Here is an 18555-nt window from a genome sequence, read left to right on the forward strand (position 1 = left end):
CGATAATGAAAGTTAAAACATATATAGTTCTCTTTTCGTTGCTTTTTATTGCTAGCCTGTGTTACGCACAGCGAGACAATAAAAGTTCAGGTACTGATAATTTTGAGCATTATGGGTATATGGGCAAAGAATCTACCTATGAAGAGTTGAGTAAAAAAGGCATGTCAAATGAAGATATATGTAAAAACTTGGGTAATGAAGCTTATTTAAGGGCAAAGTATGATGAAGCTAGTTATTGGTATGCAAAATTGTTAGAGATCAATAGCTCAACAATTGATCCGGATTACATGTACAGATATGCACAATCTTTAAAATCGATCAATAATTACAAAGATTCCGAGGTTTGGATGAGAAAGTTCAAAAAAGCAAAAAAGAATGATGTAAGAGCTTTAAAGTATGATAAGGGTGTAGGCTATTTTGATGAATTAATGACCGCTTCAAATGAGTATACCATTGAGAATTTGACCTCGGTCAATTCAAAAGAATCAGATTTTGCTCCTTCGTTCTATAAAGATTTTATCGTGTTTTCTACTGCTAGGGATTTAGAAACCACTTCGCGTAGTGCCACACCTTATTTGAATTTATATAAAACAATACGTCCGGAACAAGGCGAATATAGTACGGCAACTCATTTTTCAGATGAGTTGAAATCGGTAGCTAATGAATCTTCTACCAGCTTTTCCCAAGATGGTAACACCATGTATTTTACAAGGAATAATTATAAAAAAGGATCCTTTAATAGAGACAAAAAAGGGATCAGCAGATTAAAAATTTATAGAAGTACGTTCAAGGATGGCAAATGGGGGAATATAGAAGATCTGCCCTTTAACAGTGATTTGTATTCTGTTGCGCATCCGGCATTGAATAAGAAAGGTGATAAATTGTATTTTTCCTCTGATATGCCCGGAACTCTAGGGGCATCGGACATTTTTGTAGTGGATATTCATACTGATGGAACTTTTGGAACACCGGTAAATTTAGGTTCCAAAATCAATACCGAGAGCAAAGAGACTTTTCCGTTTATTACAGCATCGGACGTTTTGTATTTTGCTTCTGACGGCCATCCTGGTTTGGGAGGACTGGATATTTTTTCTATCGATTTACCAAATCAAGGTGCGGTCAAGAATTTAGGAAATCCAATTAATAGTGCTAATGATGATTTTTCAATGATATTTGATGAAATGACCAATTCAGGTTTTTTTGCATCGGATCGAAACGGTGGATTAGGTGCCGATGATATTTACGCTCTTAAGACAATTGATTGTATGGTGACCATTACAGGTGTCGCGGTCGATAAAGACTCAGACAAACCATTACCGTTTGCAACCGTACACGGAAAAAATAATTTTGGAGGAAATATAGGGGAAGCCACTACCAATGCTCAGGGTAAATATACTTTAGAGATACCTTGCCAAGAAAGTCAATATACCATTATTGCGAATCTAGAAGGCTATGAAGAAGGTTCGTTGTTCATGTTTACTACACCAGATGAAAAGAGTATAACAAATGCCCGTGTGGTATTGGAAGAAAGTAGCAAAGTGGCGGTAATTGGGGCAGATTTGGTAAAGGTGTTAAAGCTAGCACCAATTTATTTTGATTTAAACAGTTCTTATTTACGTGATGATGCTTTTTCTAATTTGGACAAGGTAGTTGCATACATGAAAAAAAGACCGGAAGTCAAGGTAGAAGTGGGTTCACATACAGATAGTAGGGAAGAGGATAACTATAATCTTTGGCTTTCTGATCGTAGGGCAAAAAGAACAGTGGAGTACATAATAGCCGCAGGTATAGAGCCTGAACGAATATCCGGTAAAGGTTATGGAGAAACCCAATTAATAAACAAATGCGCAAACGGAATCATTTGTTCAGACAGAGACCATCAGTTAAATAGACGCTCAGAGTTTATATTGATCGAATAGTTCCTTAGTTTAAATTCTTGGTAGTAACTTCTATTTCCTTTACCACATGTAATGGTTTGCCATATGAAGTAAAACCGTTTAAGATAATTTCAAAAGTGCCTTCAAGATCAGATGTATAGAACTCATAATTATAATCTGATTCGGTAATGTTTACATTTGGTTTCCAAAATAACATTCTTCTATAATCTGGAATCCTTTCAAAAGAATTATTTTCAGGAGTATAAGATTGTACAAAGTAGTTCTTTTTTGGTACGGGCTGTTCAAACGGTACAACTAAACTATTTTTAGGATTATAATTTTCCAAAAAATCACCTTCAAAAGTTTCTACGGAAAGTATCCCTTGATATTCTTTTTGACCTAAACGAAATTGATCCCTTGTTAAACTAATTTTTTCAATATTTCGAGCATCGTATGATCTTATTTGTTCATGATGAGGTATAAATACACCATCTATTAAAACTATAGCTGGGAAGTCGTTATATTCTTCGTCATAAGACTTAAAATCTTGCCCAATCCTTATATATGCATCACTAGTATTCGCTTTTCTAAATCCTGCAAACTTTACAACTTCTACCAAAGTTTCCTCAAGCGTTTTAAAACGTGTATAATCATCTAAAACAATAACCTCTGGTATGCCGCCATTAAAAATATCTATAGGGTTGCTCTGTATAATGGAATCAGGTTTTGAACTAAAAAATTGATTCTCTATCTGGTTCAAAACACTTCTATTCTTAATATATTCTGCTTGTGCTTTTGATAAACTGAAATTTGAGAATGTCAGGTTGCTAAGGTCAATATGACTTGGGGTTCCTTTTTCTATGGCATAAATTTCATTTTGGTCTTCAACCTGTATTACTGCCATTGGATCTTTACGGTCCTTGCGTATATAAGAATAGAAATTTCCGCTTTGGTCGGTTTTTGAGAATTTTAATAATGATTCTTTTCCAGGTATTGAAATTACAACAGGAAGGTTTTCTGTGGGTGTTCCCGTTTCAGCATTTTTCACCGTTCCGTATATAAGTTCTCCACGTTGTTCAGGTAAAAATATACTATCGCCAATGGATTGTTTTATCTCTTTATCGGCATTGAAATAGGCATTTCCATACATAACTGAATTTAGTGTAGATGGCATATCTATTTCTTCTTTCCTTTTCACTTTTACGGTATATGAACCATGCCCTAGAACTCCTTTATAGTTTTTAATGGATAGGTGTACTTTTTCCCGTGGTAAAAAAGAAGCTTTTTGGGTTTTCATAATAATGATAGACGAGTCTGAAACCGATACATTATCCACGGAATTAGGTGAAGTTTCCGGCGTGGTTGAATTCAATAGCGCAGATTGGTCAGCTAAATATGGGTTGATAATGATGATATCGTCTTTAAAAACTTGTGATAGACCAGAGTTTTTCATCCATTGGGTATAGCCTAAAAGTTTATATCTGCCAGAAGGTATATCAGTCGTAATGAAAAAGTCGCCATAACCATGACCTTTATCCAACTTTATCTTATGTTCAAAAATGAATTCCTTAGCTTCATTTACCAATGCTACATAACCTATGGTACTCACATTGGTGGGTTTATTGGTTTGTGCATTAAAGCAGTGTATAGCATAATACAGGTATTCCCCGGAAAACGATAATGATCCATTATGATCTACATATGCTTTTTCTTGTGGCACCTTTTTAAGATTCAATAGATCGGAACCATCCTTGATGACATATTGGGCGTGACCTATGTATGTTGTCAAGAGTGCAATAATGGCAAATATTTGATTTGTTTTCATAATCGGTGTTTATTCTACCCAAAAATCTGGTTGTATATTACTGCCTAAAACGGTACAATCTCCACAAACTTTGGGAACAAAGATGTGGGGACCGTCACATTGACCGTCATTGAAATTAGGCTTCACATAACTTATTAAATCTAGGTCTATTTGTTGAATTATAGATTGTGGGCACGGGTTAGGCCCTCTCATTCCACTAAAACAAAAAGATACGTGAGACTCTGGGGCGGTCAGTTCATTACAGTTAAAAGGGTATGGTGGTAATTCTTCATTAGGATAAAAATCTGTGTAATTGAAAAACAGCCTACTTTTTGAAACCGAAACCACATCAAAGAAACCAATGACAGTACCTTGTCTACCATCTTCCGATGATAAATTACCTTCTAAAAAACCAGGTTGTATTTGTGAAAATATATTACCGGTTTGGCTAAAATTGTTCAGTTGGTCATAAAAACTGTACGATGCAGAACCAGAAACTAACTGAGATACTTCAATACTGTATCTATGGCTAATTATGAAATTCTCTTCATCTAAAAACCTGACCATGAATTTTTGAACGTCGGTATTGATACTGCTCTGTTGTGTTTGAATTATAGTATTGGAAAGATTGTTGCCATAGCATACTTGTTGCTCCTCTTCCCGTTCAACAATTTCTAGGTCATAGGTTACTTCGGGCAATGCACAAGGATCATAATTGGTTAATTTAAATTCGTTGGGAGACCAATTTGGGGCTATGATCTTATATGTTTCATCATAAGTATAGCGTAAGTTTTGTACGCTACCTGTTTCAATTGTATTATCTACAAAAATTCCAATGCCCTCGGTACCGGACTCACTAGTTGTTTTTTCGGCATATATATTTGAAATACTTGCCAAGCCCTCTATTTCCATATCGGTAGAAGTATACTTTTTGCCATCTGACGTAACAATGTTCAGCAGATAAGAGCTACCCATTTCTGCGGCAAATTGAATATCCGATTCATAAATTCCCGGGCTAGATTCATTAAAGGAATATGTAATGCCATTACTGTTTTCAATGGAAACTGTAGCATTGGTTTCATAACGTACCAAGTCTCTATTAATATCTCTAATTGGTGTGTAAGGGTTGTATACGGAATCAATACCTAGGTCTACCAACGTATCCATTCTGCTCAATGCTACGGTGTGGTTTTTTAGTTCATTGGTAAGAGTGGCCTCTACGATCAATATTTTAAGCACTTCGTCATCTGCTTCTATTCCTAAATCAAATTCTTCAATACAATTGATGAATAACAGAAGCGGTAATATTATTAAAGTAATTTTTCTCATCTTATTCTATCCAAAAATTAGGTGTTTTATTACTGCCAAATGTTCTACAATCTACACAGCCTAATGGTTTTACTATAAAAGGAGCACGGGATAGTTCTCCATTGGCATCAGGTTCAAAAAAGTTTTCATTCTCGCCAATATATCCTATTTGACCTGCTATGATTCCCTCTATTAGAGGTGAATTTGATCCGCGGTCAACTATAACTTTTCCATCAATTACTGTTGAGTGAAAACCGTCAGGGTAGAGTGCTGGTTCACGAATAACATCGCAAGAAATTATATAAGGGGGCGATGGCTCATTAGGATAGAAGTCTTCATAGTTGAAAAATATTCTTTTTTCACTATATGAGCTTAGTTCAAAGTAGCCAAATACAATTGCATCCTTAGAATTCTTGGCGCTTACATTTGATTTTAGCATACCGGTCTGCACATTGCTGAAAATACTTTCTGAACTTGAAAAATCTTCTAACGAATTAAAGAAAGCTGCGGCATTAATATCATGATGATACTGTTTGACTAAAATACTATAGCGATGTGATATTGCGTAATTTTTGTTACTTACAAACCTAATTTCATAATCACCTAAATCATTTGTAGTTAAATTACTTGTTGAAGCTAGAATAAGATGGTTAGATTTATTGCTGGCAAAGCAAATATTGGCTGGTTCATCCCGTACGGCTACCGTAACTTCCCAACCATCATCATCTTCACAAAAGAAATCATAATCAACTTGATCCCAATCGAACGGATTGTAATCTGGTGGAATTACTTTATAGGTCTCTTCATATTCATATCTAAAATAATTGGCTGAAGAAGAATTATTTGAATTACTCACCATAATTGAAACTCCGTCATTTTCAGAATTATTGAATTTACGTTGTGTCTTAAGTTCCGCTAATTCAATTTTAGAGGGTAAAGTCGTTTTGTTCGACTGATAAATAACATTATCTGTGGTTGTAATCTGTAATGTGTATGCTCTATCTTGTTCCAAACTAATTGCTTCTATTGTGCTGTAATTTCCAGGCTTGTTTTCTATGAAATCTATGGTGCCCCCCAATTCATCTACAATACTAACTTGCGCCCCTATTTCAGGAGTTGGGTCAGTTTCGTCAAATGAGAAAGTTCTTGTCAAAAGAATAGTTTGCTGTTTGTTTTCATCTGTTATTCTGGCATCGACTACTAATGCTCCATCTAAAATTTCAGTGATGTTTTCTGGTTCAAATTCTTCAATACAACCACTAATTTGTAGTGATGTATAAAAGATAACTGCCCATTTTAGTTCTTTTTTCATTTTGAGCACTTTTAAAATTTGAAATTATAAGTGATCGATGGAATAGGAATAGAGAAAATAGAACTTTGTAGCGCCTTTACCTCACCGTCATCGGTTACAAAAAATACCGAATATGGGTTGTTTCTACCTAAAACATTATAAACTGAAATGGTTACAAAGCTATGTGCCAATTTATTTTTCTTATGGTTGCCTTCAATATTTAAACCTAGGTCTAGACGATAGAAATCTGGAATTCTAAATTTATTTCTATCACTAAAAGCAACAAAGTCTGCGTTATTAAACCTAAATGTTCCAATAGGGTACGTAATAGGTCTGCCGGTTTGGTAAACAAAGTTTGCAGAAATGCTATAACGTCTGGTAAAACGATAGTTGGTAATGACACTTACATCGTGCGGCTTATCAAAATTAGAAGGAAAGAAATCACCGTTATTTATACGCTCTTCGCTGAACTCACTATCAAAACGATACAGAGATCTAGAGTAGGTGTAACTTAACCAGCCGTTTAAATCACCGCTCTTCTTTTTCAAAAGAAATTCTACTCCGTACGCTTTCCCATCTCCCTGTAGTATTTGTGTTTCAACGTTTTCGTTCAAGAAGAGGTTGGCGCCAGTTTTAAAATCGAGCACATCTTCCATTTTTTTGTAATATCCTTCAATACTTAACTCGTACTCATTTTCTTTAAAGTTTTTATAAAACCCTAGAGAGGCTTGGTAGCCTTTTTGTGGAGCTATATTTAAATCGGAAATTTTCCAAGTATCAATAGGAGATACCGTGGTATTATTAGATAACGTGTGTAGAAATTGATAGGAGTTGTTTAAACTGGCTTTTACAGAAAAATCAGGTGTAAATAAATATCTGGCGGATAATCTAACTTCTGGTCCACCATAGGTTTTAATATTCTCACCACTTGAATATGATATGGTATCTTGAACGGTAGATTCATTTTTTGGCATTCCGTCTTCATAGGTTCTTTGGGTGGCTTTACCTAGAGCGGCAAAAAATGCATAACGTACACCTAGATTTACGGATAGTTTTTCATTTAAAGTAAGTTCATCGCCAATAAAGAGGGCACCTTCTATAGCTTGCTCATTATCAATGGATCGTGGTGCAATATCAGACTCGTTACCATCCGGCTCTATACTGCCAGGGTTTACAGAATAGTATTTGGCAGATGCACCATAATCTAGTGTGTTTTTAGTATTTAAAGAGGTGCGTAACTTATATTTTATTTCAGTTTCGTTTATACCATAATCTAAGTTGAAATCGGTATTGGTTTCCCCGTCAAAATCAATTCCAAATCCGTAATTGCTATTGTTAAGAATAAGGGCCGTATTGGTTTTGTCATTTATATTATGATTCCAACGAAGCGAAAATAGTCTGTTATTATATTTATATAAAGAGTCAGACGTAATACTAAAAGCATCTCTACTATAATAAGCAGTAGCTTTAACATCATTTTTTTCGTTTACTTTATTATGGTATTTAATGATACCGTCAAAAAAGGACGCATTGCTATTATTCAGAGATTCTTCATCTAAAGATCTTAAAATCCAATCTGCATAAGCTGCTCTTCCACCAACGATCAATGATGATTTTTCTTTTTCCAACGGAATTTCTAGAGCTAAATTTGCGGTAACAGGTCCCACGGATCCTTCACCTGACAGTTTTTCTTCATTTCCGTTTTTTGTTCTAATGTCAAAAACCGAAGAGAGTCTGCCGCCAAATTCTACGGGTATTGCACCTTTATAAATGTCAACCCCCTTAGTTGTAAATGGATTCAGTGCCTGGAAAATGCCAAAAAAGTGCTGTGGGTTATATATAACGGCATCATCTAACAGTACAAGATTTTGATCCGTTTTGCCCCCACGAACATTTAGCCCCATGGCACCTTCACCTGCAGAGGATATACCTGGCAAAGCCTTGGCAACAGATAATATGTCGCGTTCTCCCAATACCAACGGTATGTTTTTAGATTCTTCTGAATCTATTTGCTCACTACCAGTAATTGCTTCTTCTACATTTTTGAAGGCATCTGCTTCTACAACTACTTCATCTAATTGCTGAAGACCCTCTTCCATGAGTAAATCTAAATTGCCGTTATTGAACATTATAATTTCACGTTCAGTAGATGCAATGCCCATTGCGCGGATACTTAAAACATTATGTCCTGCTGGTAATTCTAAAGAATAATTACCATTAGCATCGGTTACGGTTATTAGATTTGACCCTTTAGTACGTATTGCTAGATCTTGAATGGGATTTCCGGTACTAGAATTTATTGCTCTTCCCGTTAACAGATAAGTTTCTCTCAAGTTGTCAGGGTCACTTTTTCCTATTTTGGTAACCTGGTAGGTTTTTTTACTTTGATTATCGGTATTGTAAAATACAGGTGGAGGACTGTTGTTTTTTATTCGAGTATTATTTTTTTCTTCGGATGCTTCTTCGGGTCCAAAAAATCCTTTGGGCAATTCATCATAAACCAAACCGTTTTCTAATAGAATTATACGATTGGTAGTATTTAAAATATGAAAATTTAAAGAGGTGTCTTCTAATATAGTTTCCAATACAGAAGATAATTCCTCATTACTAAAGGTTTTGTTCACTTTAATGCCCTGTGTCCATTCCTCTAAAAAATAGAACTTATAATTGGTTTGGCTCTCAATATGGTTAATGACTTCTTCTAAGGGTATTGAAGAGTATTCGCCACTGATATTCGTATTATTTTGTGCATAAATTGATGTAAGAGGGAATAGAAAAATAAAAATTATAAAGAATATATGGTCATAAAGATTCTTACTAAATTTTTTTTTCGATTTAATAATTGTCAATAACAAACAGTTATTGTTTGGTTGTTTGGTCATGTTAGTTAGTTGGATTCCTACAAGGTAAGAAAAACATAAATATCACAAAATGTGATTATTAAAATAATCGCAATAGGTTTTTGAGATTTAAATAATTTAACAAGCATTTTTTGAGAATACATTTAATTTGTTGTAACTATTTTATTTAAAGGGGATTATGTTATAAGGATGATTTCAATAATATCTAACCAAAGATATCAGATATACAACCTGTTGTTTTCTGCAAAAGTTCTTGATTTTTGACTTCTAAAAATTGTATTCTATTTTATATCAGTAAATTATTACTATTTTTAACATAAATACTTGTTAAAATCATTAAATTGAATCAGTATCCAAATAACATCGAATACCTGGAAAAGCATCACCAAATATTTATTGAACAGACACCAACGGCAATAGCTATGTTAGATACTAACATGGTCTATTTAGCAGCGTCCAAACAATGGATTCGAGATTTTAAACTAGAAAAAGAAATTATTATAGGTAGATCTCATTATGATATTTTCCCAGAAATAGGTGATGATTGGAAAGCGAAACATCAAAAATGTTTGCAAGGTGCCATAGATATATGTGATGAAGCGCCCTTCTATCGGTCAGATGGTACTATTCAATGGATTTATTGGGATGTTAGACCTTGGTATCTTGCTGATGGTAGAATAGGCGGACTCTTAATGCATACTGGGGATATAACTGAGCAGAAAGAGAAAGAATTAAAGGAAAAAAAATATAACACCATATTAAGGGATACTAGTGATATCGCTAGAATTGGTACTTGGGAAATTGATCTTATAAAAGATAAAGTGACCTGGAGTAATATGGTATATGAAATTCATGAAGCCCCATTGGATTATGAGCCAACTATAGCTTCTGGATTAACTTTTTTTGAAGACGAAGATAGCCGTAATAGTATTTTATTGGCATTAAAAAATGCTCAAGAAATGGGAACACCAGTTAATCTCACCTTGTTTCTTACAACATTAAAAGGTAATAAAAGATGGGTGAAGGTTGTTGGAAAAATAGAGAGAAGTAATGGTATTGCTTCAAAAATATTAGGTATAACTCAAGATATTACATCTTCAAAAAACTCGGAAAAGCTTTTAAATGTAGCCCATGCAGAATTAGAAGCAATTTTTAATTCAAATGCGGTAGCCGTTATTTCAACTAATGCAGAAGGCATAATTAATCGTTTTAACAAGGGGGCAGAGAAATTATTGGGTTATTCGGCAGAGGAGTTGGTGGGTTTAAAACACCCCAGCGTATACCTTTTGGAAGAGGAGCTTGAAGAATTTAGAAATGATATTACTAGATCGTTTAAAGGCGAATCTTTTATAGATGATCCTAATTATAATTATCGTAATGAAAACATTAATGATACAAGACAATGGACGTTTAGACGTAAAGATGGTTCTTTGTTTTCTACACTTACATCAATTACAGCGATCAATAGCAGCACAGGTGTAAATGACGGTTTTATTGCAGTTGTTACCGATATCACTAAAATTAAGGAGGTAAAAGATCAATTACGTAGAAAGAATGAACTATTGAACATTGCAGAGGAAATAAGTTCAACAGGTCATTGGCAGTGGTTTCCTCTTGAAGATAAAGGAGAATGGTCAGAGAATATTTTTAATATAGTAGAATACAAAGGAGACCCTTTTACTATAGACTTTGCTACTTATTTAAATATTGTTCACCCAGAGGATAAAGATATTGTAAACCATCATTTTGAAGAAGCTGTTGCAAGAAAGGTGTTTACAAAATTGACTCATCGTATAATTACATATTCAGGTAAATTAAAATTTATACAGCTACTGGCCAATGTATTGGTCAATGAAAAAGATGAAGCAATAGAACTCTTTGGTACTTGTCAAGATGTGACCGAGAGCAAAATGACGGAGCAAAGTTTGATCAATGCTAAACAAGAATTAGAGGGCTTTACTCAAAAATTAAAATTACAGAACCAACAACTAGCAGATTTTACCCATATAACTTCGCATAATCTTAGAGCTCCGGTTGCCAATCTTAATTCTTTATTGGAAATTTATTCTTACGCTGAAAATGATGAGGAGCGTACAGATATATTCAATAAATTCAGTAGCGTAATAGACCACCTTTCCTCTACGCTCAATACGTTGATAGAGGCGCTTAAAGCTAAGGTGGGTGATGCTAATGAGAATATAGAAAAAGTTTACTTTAAAGATGTGTTTAAAGATACTTCCCAAATTTTAAGCGGAGCTATTTTAAAATCCAATGCAGTGATAGATACCGATTTTTCACAACTTACCCATATATCCTATAATAAAATATATATGGAAAGTATATTTTTGAACTTGATCGGTAATGCCATTAAATATAGCGCCGAAGATAGAGCTCCACATATTGAAATTAAGACCGAGGTGAAAAATGAAATTAATATCATTACTTTTAAAGATAATGGCTTGGGTATTGATCTTAAAAAGCATGGATCTAAACTTTTTGGGTTGAATAAGGTTTTTCATAGACACCCAGATGCCAAGGGGGTAGGTTTGTACCTTACCAAAACTCAAATAGAAGCAATGGGCGGTACTATTTCCGCTACTAGCGAAGTAAATGTAGGAACTACATTTACTATAAAATTTAATTAAGCTTGATATGAATAATATTTTAAAGACCTGTATTGTAGATGATGATTCTATTTATCAATTTACCATGGTCAAAACCTTGGAGTCTACTAAATTGCCTTTAGAAATTATGGTCTTTTCCGATGGTGAAGAAGCTATTGATTTTATGTTGGATAACTTAGATCAAGATTCTGTATTTCCTGATGTCATTTTCTTGGATATTGATATGCCTGTCATGGATGGTTTTCAATTCATGGAAGAATACGTGAAAATTAAACCAAGGGTGGGTAAGAAAATCACAATTTACATGGTGTCATCTTCTCTTGATCCCGTAGATATAGAAAGGGCTAAAAGAATAAGTGCTATATCTGACTACATTGTAAAACCAATAGGTCTTGGTAGGTTAAAAAAGATAATTGAAGGTTTGTTGGCAGACAGAAAAGAATAAGTTTTTGTTTTTTAGGTCATCATTCAAACTAATGTAGTTAATAAAGACTGTATGATAATCTTAGTTTTGATGGAACCTAAAAACTAAAAAGATGTCTTTACTAACAATAATATTGAATATACTTTTACCACCATTGGCTGTTTTTATGAAACACGGCATTGGTACAACGTTATTAATAAGTATTTTATTGACTTTACTTGCATGGTTACCAGGAGTAATACATGCCTTTATCGTAAATCAATAATTAGTTGAATTTTATGTCTTGCCTACTTTTGTTCTGGCAGTGACATTTAAAGCCGAATAATTATCAAATCCTTGATAGTTGTTCGGTTTTTTTTGTGAAATTCAGGTTTATAAAGTGTTGTTAACATTTATTATGATTCCTAAAGAGAATCTCCATTTATTAATATGATAACTTTGGTACGTTATTAGTTCCATTCTCTTTCGACTATTTTGTTTTAATGGTCCATTAGAAATAATATTACAAATGTGATTTCCATGAAATATATAGATATGAATAAAACAGTTAAAGCAGCATTTACTCTTATTTTTTTGATCATATTAAGTTGCAAAAATGGTAATGACTCAGGTAAAAACAATGGATCTTTAGAAGATGCAACCTCGAGGACCACGGTTGAAAGTGCTGAAGACATTATAAAGCATGCTATTAAAGCGCATGGTGGAGAACTTTATGATACGGCCAATTATGAGTTTGTTTTTAGGGATAAAATGTACATGTTCAATAATAAGAATGGCTATACTTATCGTGTAAATTTCAAGGATAGCTTAGGGAATAGAATTGAAGACAACATTGTAAATGGATCATTTGGTAGAAAGGTCAATGATGAGCCGGTACATCTATCTGAAAGGGATAGTACCGTATATAGTAATGCATTGAATTCAGTAATCTATTTTGCTACTTTGCCCCATAAGCTTAATGATAAAGCGGTACATAAGGAAAGCGTTGGTGAAACCGTAATCAAAGGGGAAGATTATGATGTAGTACGCGTTACTTTTGGTAAAGATGGTGGCGGTACCGATTATGATGATATATTCATGTATTGGGTAAATAAAAAATCTCATTATATAAATTACTTGGCTTACAGCTACAGTGTCAATGATGGCGGTGTGCGTTTTAGAAGTGCTTATAACCCTAGGACCATTGACGGTATTAGATTCCAAGATTATATTAATTGGGAGGCACCTGTTGGCACGCCATTAAAAGACTTACCGGCGTTGTTTGAGAAAGACAAACTAAAAGAGTTGTCAAGAATAGAGACTGTCGATGTGCGTAACCTAAATGCTACAGAATTGCCAGATTAACCTAGCTCTATATAAACACGATTTACTTATTGTATCTTTGAGAGAATGCGCTGAATTTATATTCACAGGCGCATTAATGGAATATGTTGTTTAATTAAACTACGTCTTGCTATGAAGGGTGAAACCTTATTTGATAGTTTCAGGGATATTTCTGAAAAAGAATGGAAACAAAAGATACAGTACAATTTAAAAGGTAAAGACTACAATGAAGAGGTAGTGTGGAATTCACCTGAAGGTATTAAAGTAAAACCATTTTATCATGCAGAAGATTTAGAGCATATTACTATACAACAGACACAAAATTCTTCATGGAAAATAGGGCAAAATATTTATGCCGGGAATGCCATAATGGCCAATGAAAAAGCGCTCAGATATCTAGAAAAAGGTGCAGAGGCTCTGCAGTTTATTGTTCCATCGGAGAACGTAGATGCAGTTATTATTTTGAACAATATTGATTTAAGTAGGGTCAAAGTATGCTTCGAACTGCAATTTTTGTCTAAAACTTATATAAAACAGATCCTTGATAAAGTATCAAATGCAAATAAAATCCATTGGCAGATTGACCCCATAGGTCATTTGGCAAGGTCTGGAAATTGGTATGAAAATATGTCTTCGGATATGTCACTCGTCGAGGAACTATTTACATTGGATACCGAAACTATATTAAGTGTAGATGTTTCGCTTTATGAAAATGCCGGTGCAGACATTGTACAACAATTGGCTTATGCAATGTCTCATGCGAACGAGTATTTGAATGTACTGAAGCAAGGTGAAAATTTAGGACAATTAAAAAGTATAGATTTCAAGGTTTCGGTAGCTGGTAATTATTTTTTTGAAATCGCAAAGTTAAAAGCCTTAAGAAACCTATGGAATGTTTTGTCCAAAGCTTATGGTATTACCATTCCCTGCTCCATAGTGTCACAGCCATCAAAACGTAATAAGACCATTTATGATTTTAATGTAAATATGCTAAGAACTAGTACAGAATGTATGTCTGCCGTATTGGGCGGTTCTGATGTTGTTTTTAATTTGAATTATAACGCTGTTTATAAAAAAGATAATGATTTTGCCAATCGTATCGCCTTGAATCAACTTATTTTATTAAAAGAAGAAAGCTATTTTGATAAGGTGGAAAATGCAACTGAAGGTAGCTATTACATAGAAACTATTACGCATCAATTGGCAGAGAAGGCTTTACTTTTATTTAAGGCGGTAGAAAAAGATGGGGGTTTCTTAAAGCAATTAAAAAATCATACCATACAAAATAAAATTGCCGATAGCGCCCGTAAACAACAAGAGAAATTTGATGCCAAAAAGGTGGTATTAGTGGGTAGCAATGTATTTCAAAACGAAGCGGATAAAATGGGCGAAGCATTAGAATTATATCCGTTCGTGAAAAAGAACCCAAGAAAAACCTTGATTACACCTATCATAGAAAAAAGATTGGCAGAGGAATTAGAGCAAAACCGTTTATCACATGAGTAGAAAAGACTTGCAACATATACAACTAGACACTTTTCTTGATAATGGTAAGCAACAAAATGCCATTAGTAAAGATTTGAAGGATACCTTGTTTACTACGGCCGAAAGTATTCCGTTGAAAAAAAGATATGCCAAACAAGATTTAGAGGAGGTAGAGCATTTAAACTTTGCAGCGGGCTTACCCCCGTTTCTTAGAGGGCCTTATGCAACCATGTATGTACAAAGACCTTGGACCATAAGGCAATATGCCGGTTTTTCCACTGCAGAGGAGAGTAATGAATTCTATAGAAAAAATTTAAAAGCAGGTCAAAAAGGTTTGTCGGTCGCCTTTGATCTTCCTACACACAGAGGATATGATAGTGATCATGAACGTGTTGTTGGCGATGTAGGTAAGGCAGGTGTTGCCATAGATACGGTTGAGGACATGAAGGTGCTTTTTAAAGGTATTCCTTTGAATGAAATGTCAGTATCCATGACCATGAACGGTGCCGTACTGCCTATAATGGCGTTTTATATTGTAGCGGCAGAAGAACAAGGGGTTTCTTTAGAAAAGTTATCTGGAACTATACAGAATGATATTCTCAAGGAGTTTATGGTGCGTAATACGTATATCTATCCACCAAAACCATCTATGCAATTGGTTGCTGATATTTTTGAGTATACCAGTAAACATATGCCCAAGTTCAATAGTATAAGTATATCTGGTTACCATATGCACGAGGCTGGTGCACCTGCCCATTTAGAATTGGCATATACGCTATCTGACGGTTTGGAGTACATTAGAACTGGCTTAAAAGCAGGTTTGAAGATTGATGATTTTGCGCCTAGACTTTCTTTTTTCTGGGGAATTGGTATGAACCATTTTATGGAAATAGCCAAAATGCGTGCTGCCAGAATGTTGTGGGCCAAGGTGGTGAAAGAATTTGATCCAAAGAACGAAAAATCATTGATGTTGAGAACACATTGCCAAACCAGTGGTTGGAGCTTAACGGAGCAAGATCCTTTCAATAATGTGGCAAGGACTACTATAGAGGCAGCGGCTGCCGTTTTTGGCGGTACACAAAGTTTACATACCAATGCATTGGATGAGGCAATTGCCTTACCTACGGATTTCTCTGCACGTATAGCTAGGGAAACACAATTATACTTGCAGCATGAAACAAACGTGACCAAAACCGTTGACCCTTGGGCAGGTAGTTATTATGTGGAGAAACTAACACATGATATGGTGCACAAGGCGTGGGAGTTGATGCAAGAAGTAGAGAACCTTGGCGGCATGACCAAAGCTATAGAAACTGGAATACCTAAAACCAGAATTGAAGAAGCCGCAGCAAGAAAACAAGCGCGTATAGATAGCGAACAAGATGTAATCGTTGGGGTAAATAAGTATCAATTGACAGAAGAAGATGAGCTTCAGATTTTGGAGGTCGATAATAAAGAAGTACGAAGACAGCAGTTACAACGATTAGAAGAAGTTAAGGCAAATAGAAATACCGCAGTGGTTGCCAAAAAGCTGAAAGAATTAACTATTGCTGCAAAGAATAAATTGGATGATAGTGATTCGGAAGAAAATTTGCTAGCTTTAGCGGTATCTGCTGCAAGGGAAAGAGCAACTTTAGGTGAAATCAGTAGTGCTTTAGAAGAGGCTTTTGGCAGACATAAAGCTATTATAAATTCATTTACAGGGGTGTATTCAAGAGAAATCAAAGAAGATAAAAGCTTTAAAAAAGCACAGGAGTTAGCCGATCGGTTTGCCCAGCAAGATGGTCGTAGACCACGTATAATGGTTGCTAAAATGGGACAGGACGGTCATGATCGTGGGGCTAAAGTAGTGGCAACCGGTTATGCCGATCTAGGATTCGATGTGGATATAGGTCCGCTTTTTCAAACACCAAAAGAAACCGCAAAACAGGCAGTAGAAAACGATGTACATATTTTAGGAGTTTCATCACTTGCTGGCGGACATAAAACACTAGTACCCGAAGTTATTAAGGAACTAAAAAGTTTCGGCCGTGAAGACATTATGGTCATTGTTGGGGGAGTGGTGCCAAAACAAGATTATGACTTTTTAACGAAAGCTGGGGCTACTGCTGTATTTGGTCCTGGAACAAAGATTAGTGATGCAGCCATTCAATTGTTAGAGCTACTTTTGGAGTAAGTTTAAAAAATCGAATAAAAAAAGCCGAGCAATAAATTTGCTCGGCTTTCTTTATTTTAATCGGCATAATTATGCCGTAGCAATTTCTCCTTTACTTTCTTTACTTCTTAACCAGAAATAGAGAATAGTGAACAAAACAATTAGAATTGCAGGAAACAGTACCATGGTACTTAACGTTTCTTGACCGGAAACCAATTCTAATTCATCACCTGTAAACCCTTGGGCTTCGGCAGCAGCTCTATCTGCATCGATCCAACCACCAATGATTGGTTGAAAAATTGATGTAGAGAACATTCCTATCGCACCAATAATAGACATGCCCAAAGCTCCGGTTTTTGGAGTTTTGGTAGCGGTTAAGCCAATCATATTAGGCCAGAAATAGGCAACACCCAGAGCAAAGATTATAGCGGCTACGTAAGCCATAGTTCCAGTTTGTGTACTAAAAAGATAAATGCCTAAAGTAGCAAGTACGGCAGAACCCAAAAGCACACCCGTTTGGTTGAACTGAGCAACCATACTACCGCCAAAGAATCTTGCAACGGCCATCAATCCGGCAGTCAATGCTAATATTAGCGTTGGTTCTGCTCCACTTTTAGAAAGAATTAGACCTACCCATTGGTTAGGACCAAATTCTGATATGGCAGTTAATGCCATACAAACTCCTATGAATAAAAATAAGGGAGTGAACATGCCTTTCAGGTTTCCGCTAATAGTTGCCGCTTCCTCTATCTTAGCCTTAGGCCAAGTTTGTCCGTAAAATAAAAAGGCATAAATTATCGCAGGTATTAATAATAACCATACTTGACTTTGTCCTGTAATACCAAAATCTGTCATAAAACCAGAAAGTAAACTACCAACGGCTATTCCACCAGGAAACCACATGTGAAAACGATTGAGCATTGTGCTCATTCTGTTTCCCTTGTACGCATCTGCAATCATTGGGTTACATGCCGCTTCGGTACAACCGTTACCAAGACCTATAAGCAAGTTGGCTATCAAAAGACCTATATAGTTGCCAGAGAATATTAAAAGTAAAATACCGATTGAATGCGCAAAAAAGGCAAATTGCATAATTACTTTACCCCCTACTTTATGGTAGATCAAACCACCGATTACCATAGCTATGGGGAAACCTAAGAACCACATAGAGGTAATCAAACCGGCTTGACTTGCACTTAATGCCAGTTCCGTTTTTAATTGATCTAAAATACCTGCTGCTATGGCAAATGAGAATGCCGTTGTAATTAGGGCAAAGCAACTGGCATAAAAGAGCCTATTCGCATTTACCTTAGAAGTCGCTGTAGAACTTTCCATATTTAAATTGATTTAGTTGTTGTTTTGGTTAATTTGCTAAACTAATAAAAATGAAATAATATCAATGC

General features: G+C 35.2%; 12 protein-coding genes. 7 read left to right on the top strand and 5 right to left on the bottom strand.

Going from position 1 to position 18555, the window contains the following annotated elements; genetic code table 11:
• The first annotated feature begins 5 nt into the window (after nucleotides 1-5).
• Nucleotides 6-1919, top strand: a complete 1914-nt coding sequence (locus B2Z27_RS13975; RefSeq protein WP_286814104.1) for an OmpA family protein — start codon at nucleotides 6-8, stop codon at nucleotides 1917-1919.
• Nucleotides 1920-1923: 4 nt separating this feature from the next.
• Here the strand turns inward: B2Z27_RS13975 and B2Z27_RS13980 are convergent, their stop codons facing one another.
• The 4 genes from B2Z27_RS13980 to B2Z27_RS13995 are packed head-to-tail and all read right to left on the bottom strand — an operon-like array spanning nucleotide 1924 to nucleotide 9162.
• On the bottom strand, nucleotides 1924-3702 hold the full coding sequence (locus B2Z27_RS13980; protein WP_286814105.1) for a hypothetical protein: 1779 nt from the start codon (nucleotides 3700-3702) through the stop codon (nucleotides 1924-1926).
• A gap of 9 nt (nucleotides 3703-3711) precedes the next feature.
• Nucleotides 3712-5010 carry a DUF4249 domain-containing protein gene (locus B2Z27_RS13985; RefSeq protein WP_286814106.1) on the bottom strand — a complete coding sequence of 433 codons (1299 nt, stop codon included), beginning with the start codon at nucleotides 5008-5010 and terminating at the stop codon, nucleotides 3712-3714.
• 1 nt (nucleotide 5011) lies between these two features.
• The gene (locus B2Z27_RS13990; RefSeq protein ID WP_286814107.1) at nucleotides 5012-6301 is read right to left on the bottom strand and encodes a DUF4249 domain-containing protein; all 1290 of its coding nucleotides are present in this window, start codon (nucleotides 6299-6301) and stop codon (nucleotides 5012-5014) included.
• An 11-nt stretch (nucleotides 6302-6312) separates the two neighbouring features.
• Entirely contained in the window at nucleotides 6313-9162 is a 2850-nt protein-coding gene (locus tag B2Z27_RS13995; RefSeq protein ID WP_286814108.1) for a TonB-dependent receptor, read from the bottom strand.
• Nucleotides 9163-9482: 320 nt separating this feature from the next.
• Between B2Z27_RS13995 and B2Z27_RS14000 the strand changes: the two genes are divergently transcribed.
• From B2Z27_RS14000 to scpA, 6 genes are all read left to right on the top strand, one after another.
• Nucleotides 9483-11786, top strand: a complete 2304-nt coding sequence (locus tag B2Z27_RS14000; protein ID WP_286814109.1) for a PAS domain-containing sensor histidine kinase — start codon at nucleotides 9483-9485, stop codon at nucleotides 11784-11786.
• 7 nt (nucleotides 11787-11793) lie between these two features.
• Nucleotides 11794-12210 (top strand): response regulator, encoded by a 417-nt coding sequence (locus B2Z27_RS14005; RefSeq protein ID WP_210708537.1) that lies wholly within the window; start codon nucleotides 11794-11796, stop codon nucleotides 12208-12210.
• A gap of 91 nt (nucleotides 12211-12301) precedes the next feature.
• Entirely contained in the window at nucleotides 12302-12454 is a 153-nt protein-coding gene (locus tag B2Z27_RS14010; protein WP_036151377.1) for a YqaE/Pmp3 family membrane protein, read from the top strand.
• Between the two features lie 269 nt (nucleotides 12455-12723).
• Nucleotides 12724-13533: a DUF6503 family protein gene (locus tag B2Z27_RS14015; RefSeq protein WP_286814110.1), complete on the top strand. Its 810-nt coding sequence runs from the start codon at nucleotides 12724-12726 to the stop codon at nucleotides 13531-13533.
• Nucleotides 13534-13644: 111 nt separating this feature from the next.
• The gene (locus B2Z27_RS14020) at nucleotides 13645-15018 is read left to right on the top strand and encodes a methylmalonyl-CoA mutase subunit beta (protein ID WP_286814111.1); all 1374 of its coding nucleotides are present in this window, start codon (nucleotides 13645-13647) and stop codon (nucleotides 15016-15018) included.
• The gene (gene scpA, locus B2Z27_RS14025; RefSeq protein ID WP_286814112.1) at nucleotides 15011-17173 is read left to right on the top strand and encodes a methylmalonyl-CoA mutase; all 2163 of its coding nucleotides are present in this window, start codon (nucleotides 15011-15013) and stop codon (nucleotides 17171-17173) included. The genes B2Z27_RS14020 and scpA overlap by 8 nt, the downstream gene beginning before the upstream one ends.
• Nucleotides 17174-17242: 69 nt before the next feature.
• Here scpA and B2Z27_RS14030 read toward each other — a convergent pair whose 3' ends face one another.
• On the bottom strand, nucleotides 17243-18487 hold the full coding sequence (locus B2Z27_RS14030; RefSeq protein ID WP_058104205.1) for an MFS transporter: 1245 nt from the start codon (nucleotides 18485-18487) through the stop codon (nucleotides 17243-17245).
• Nucleotides 18488-18555 lie beyond the last annotated feature (68 nt).

It is taken from the genome of Maribacter sp. UBA3344 (genome assembly GCF_002362375.1).
GTDB lineage: Bacteria > Bacteroidota > Bacteroidia > Flavobacteriales > Flavobacteriaceae > Maribacter > Maribacter dokdonensis.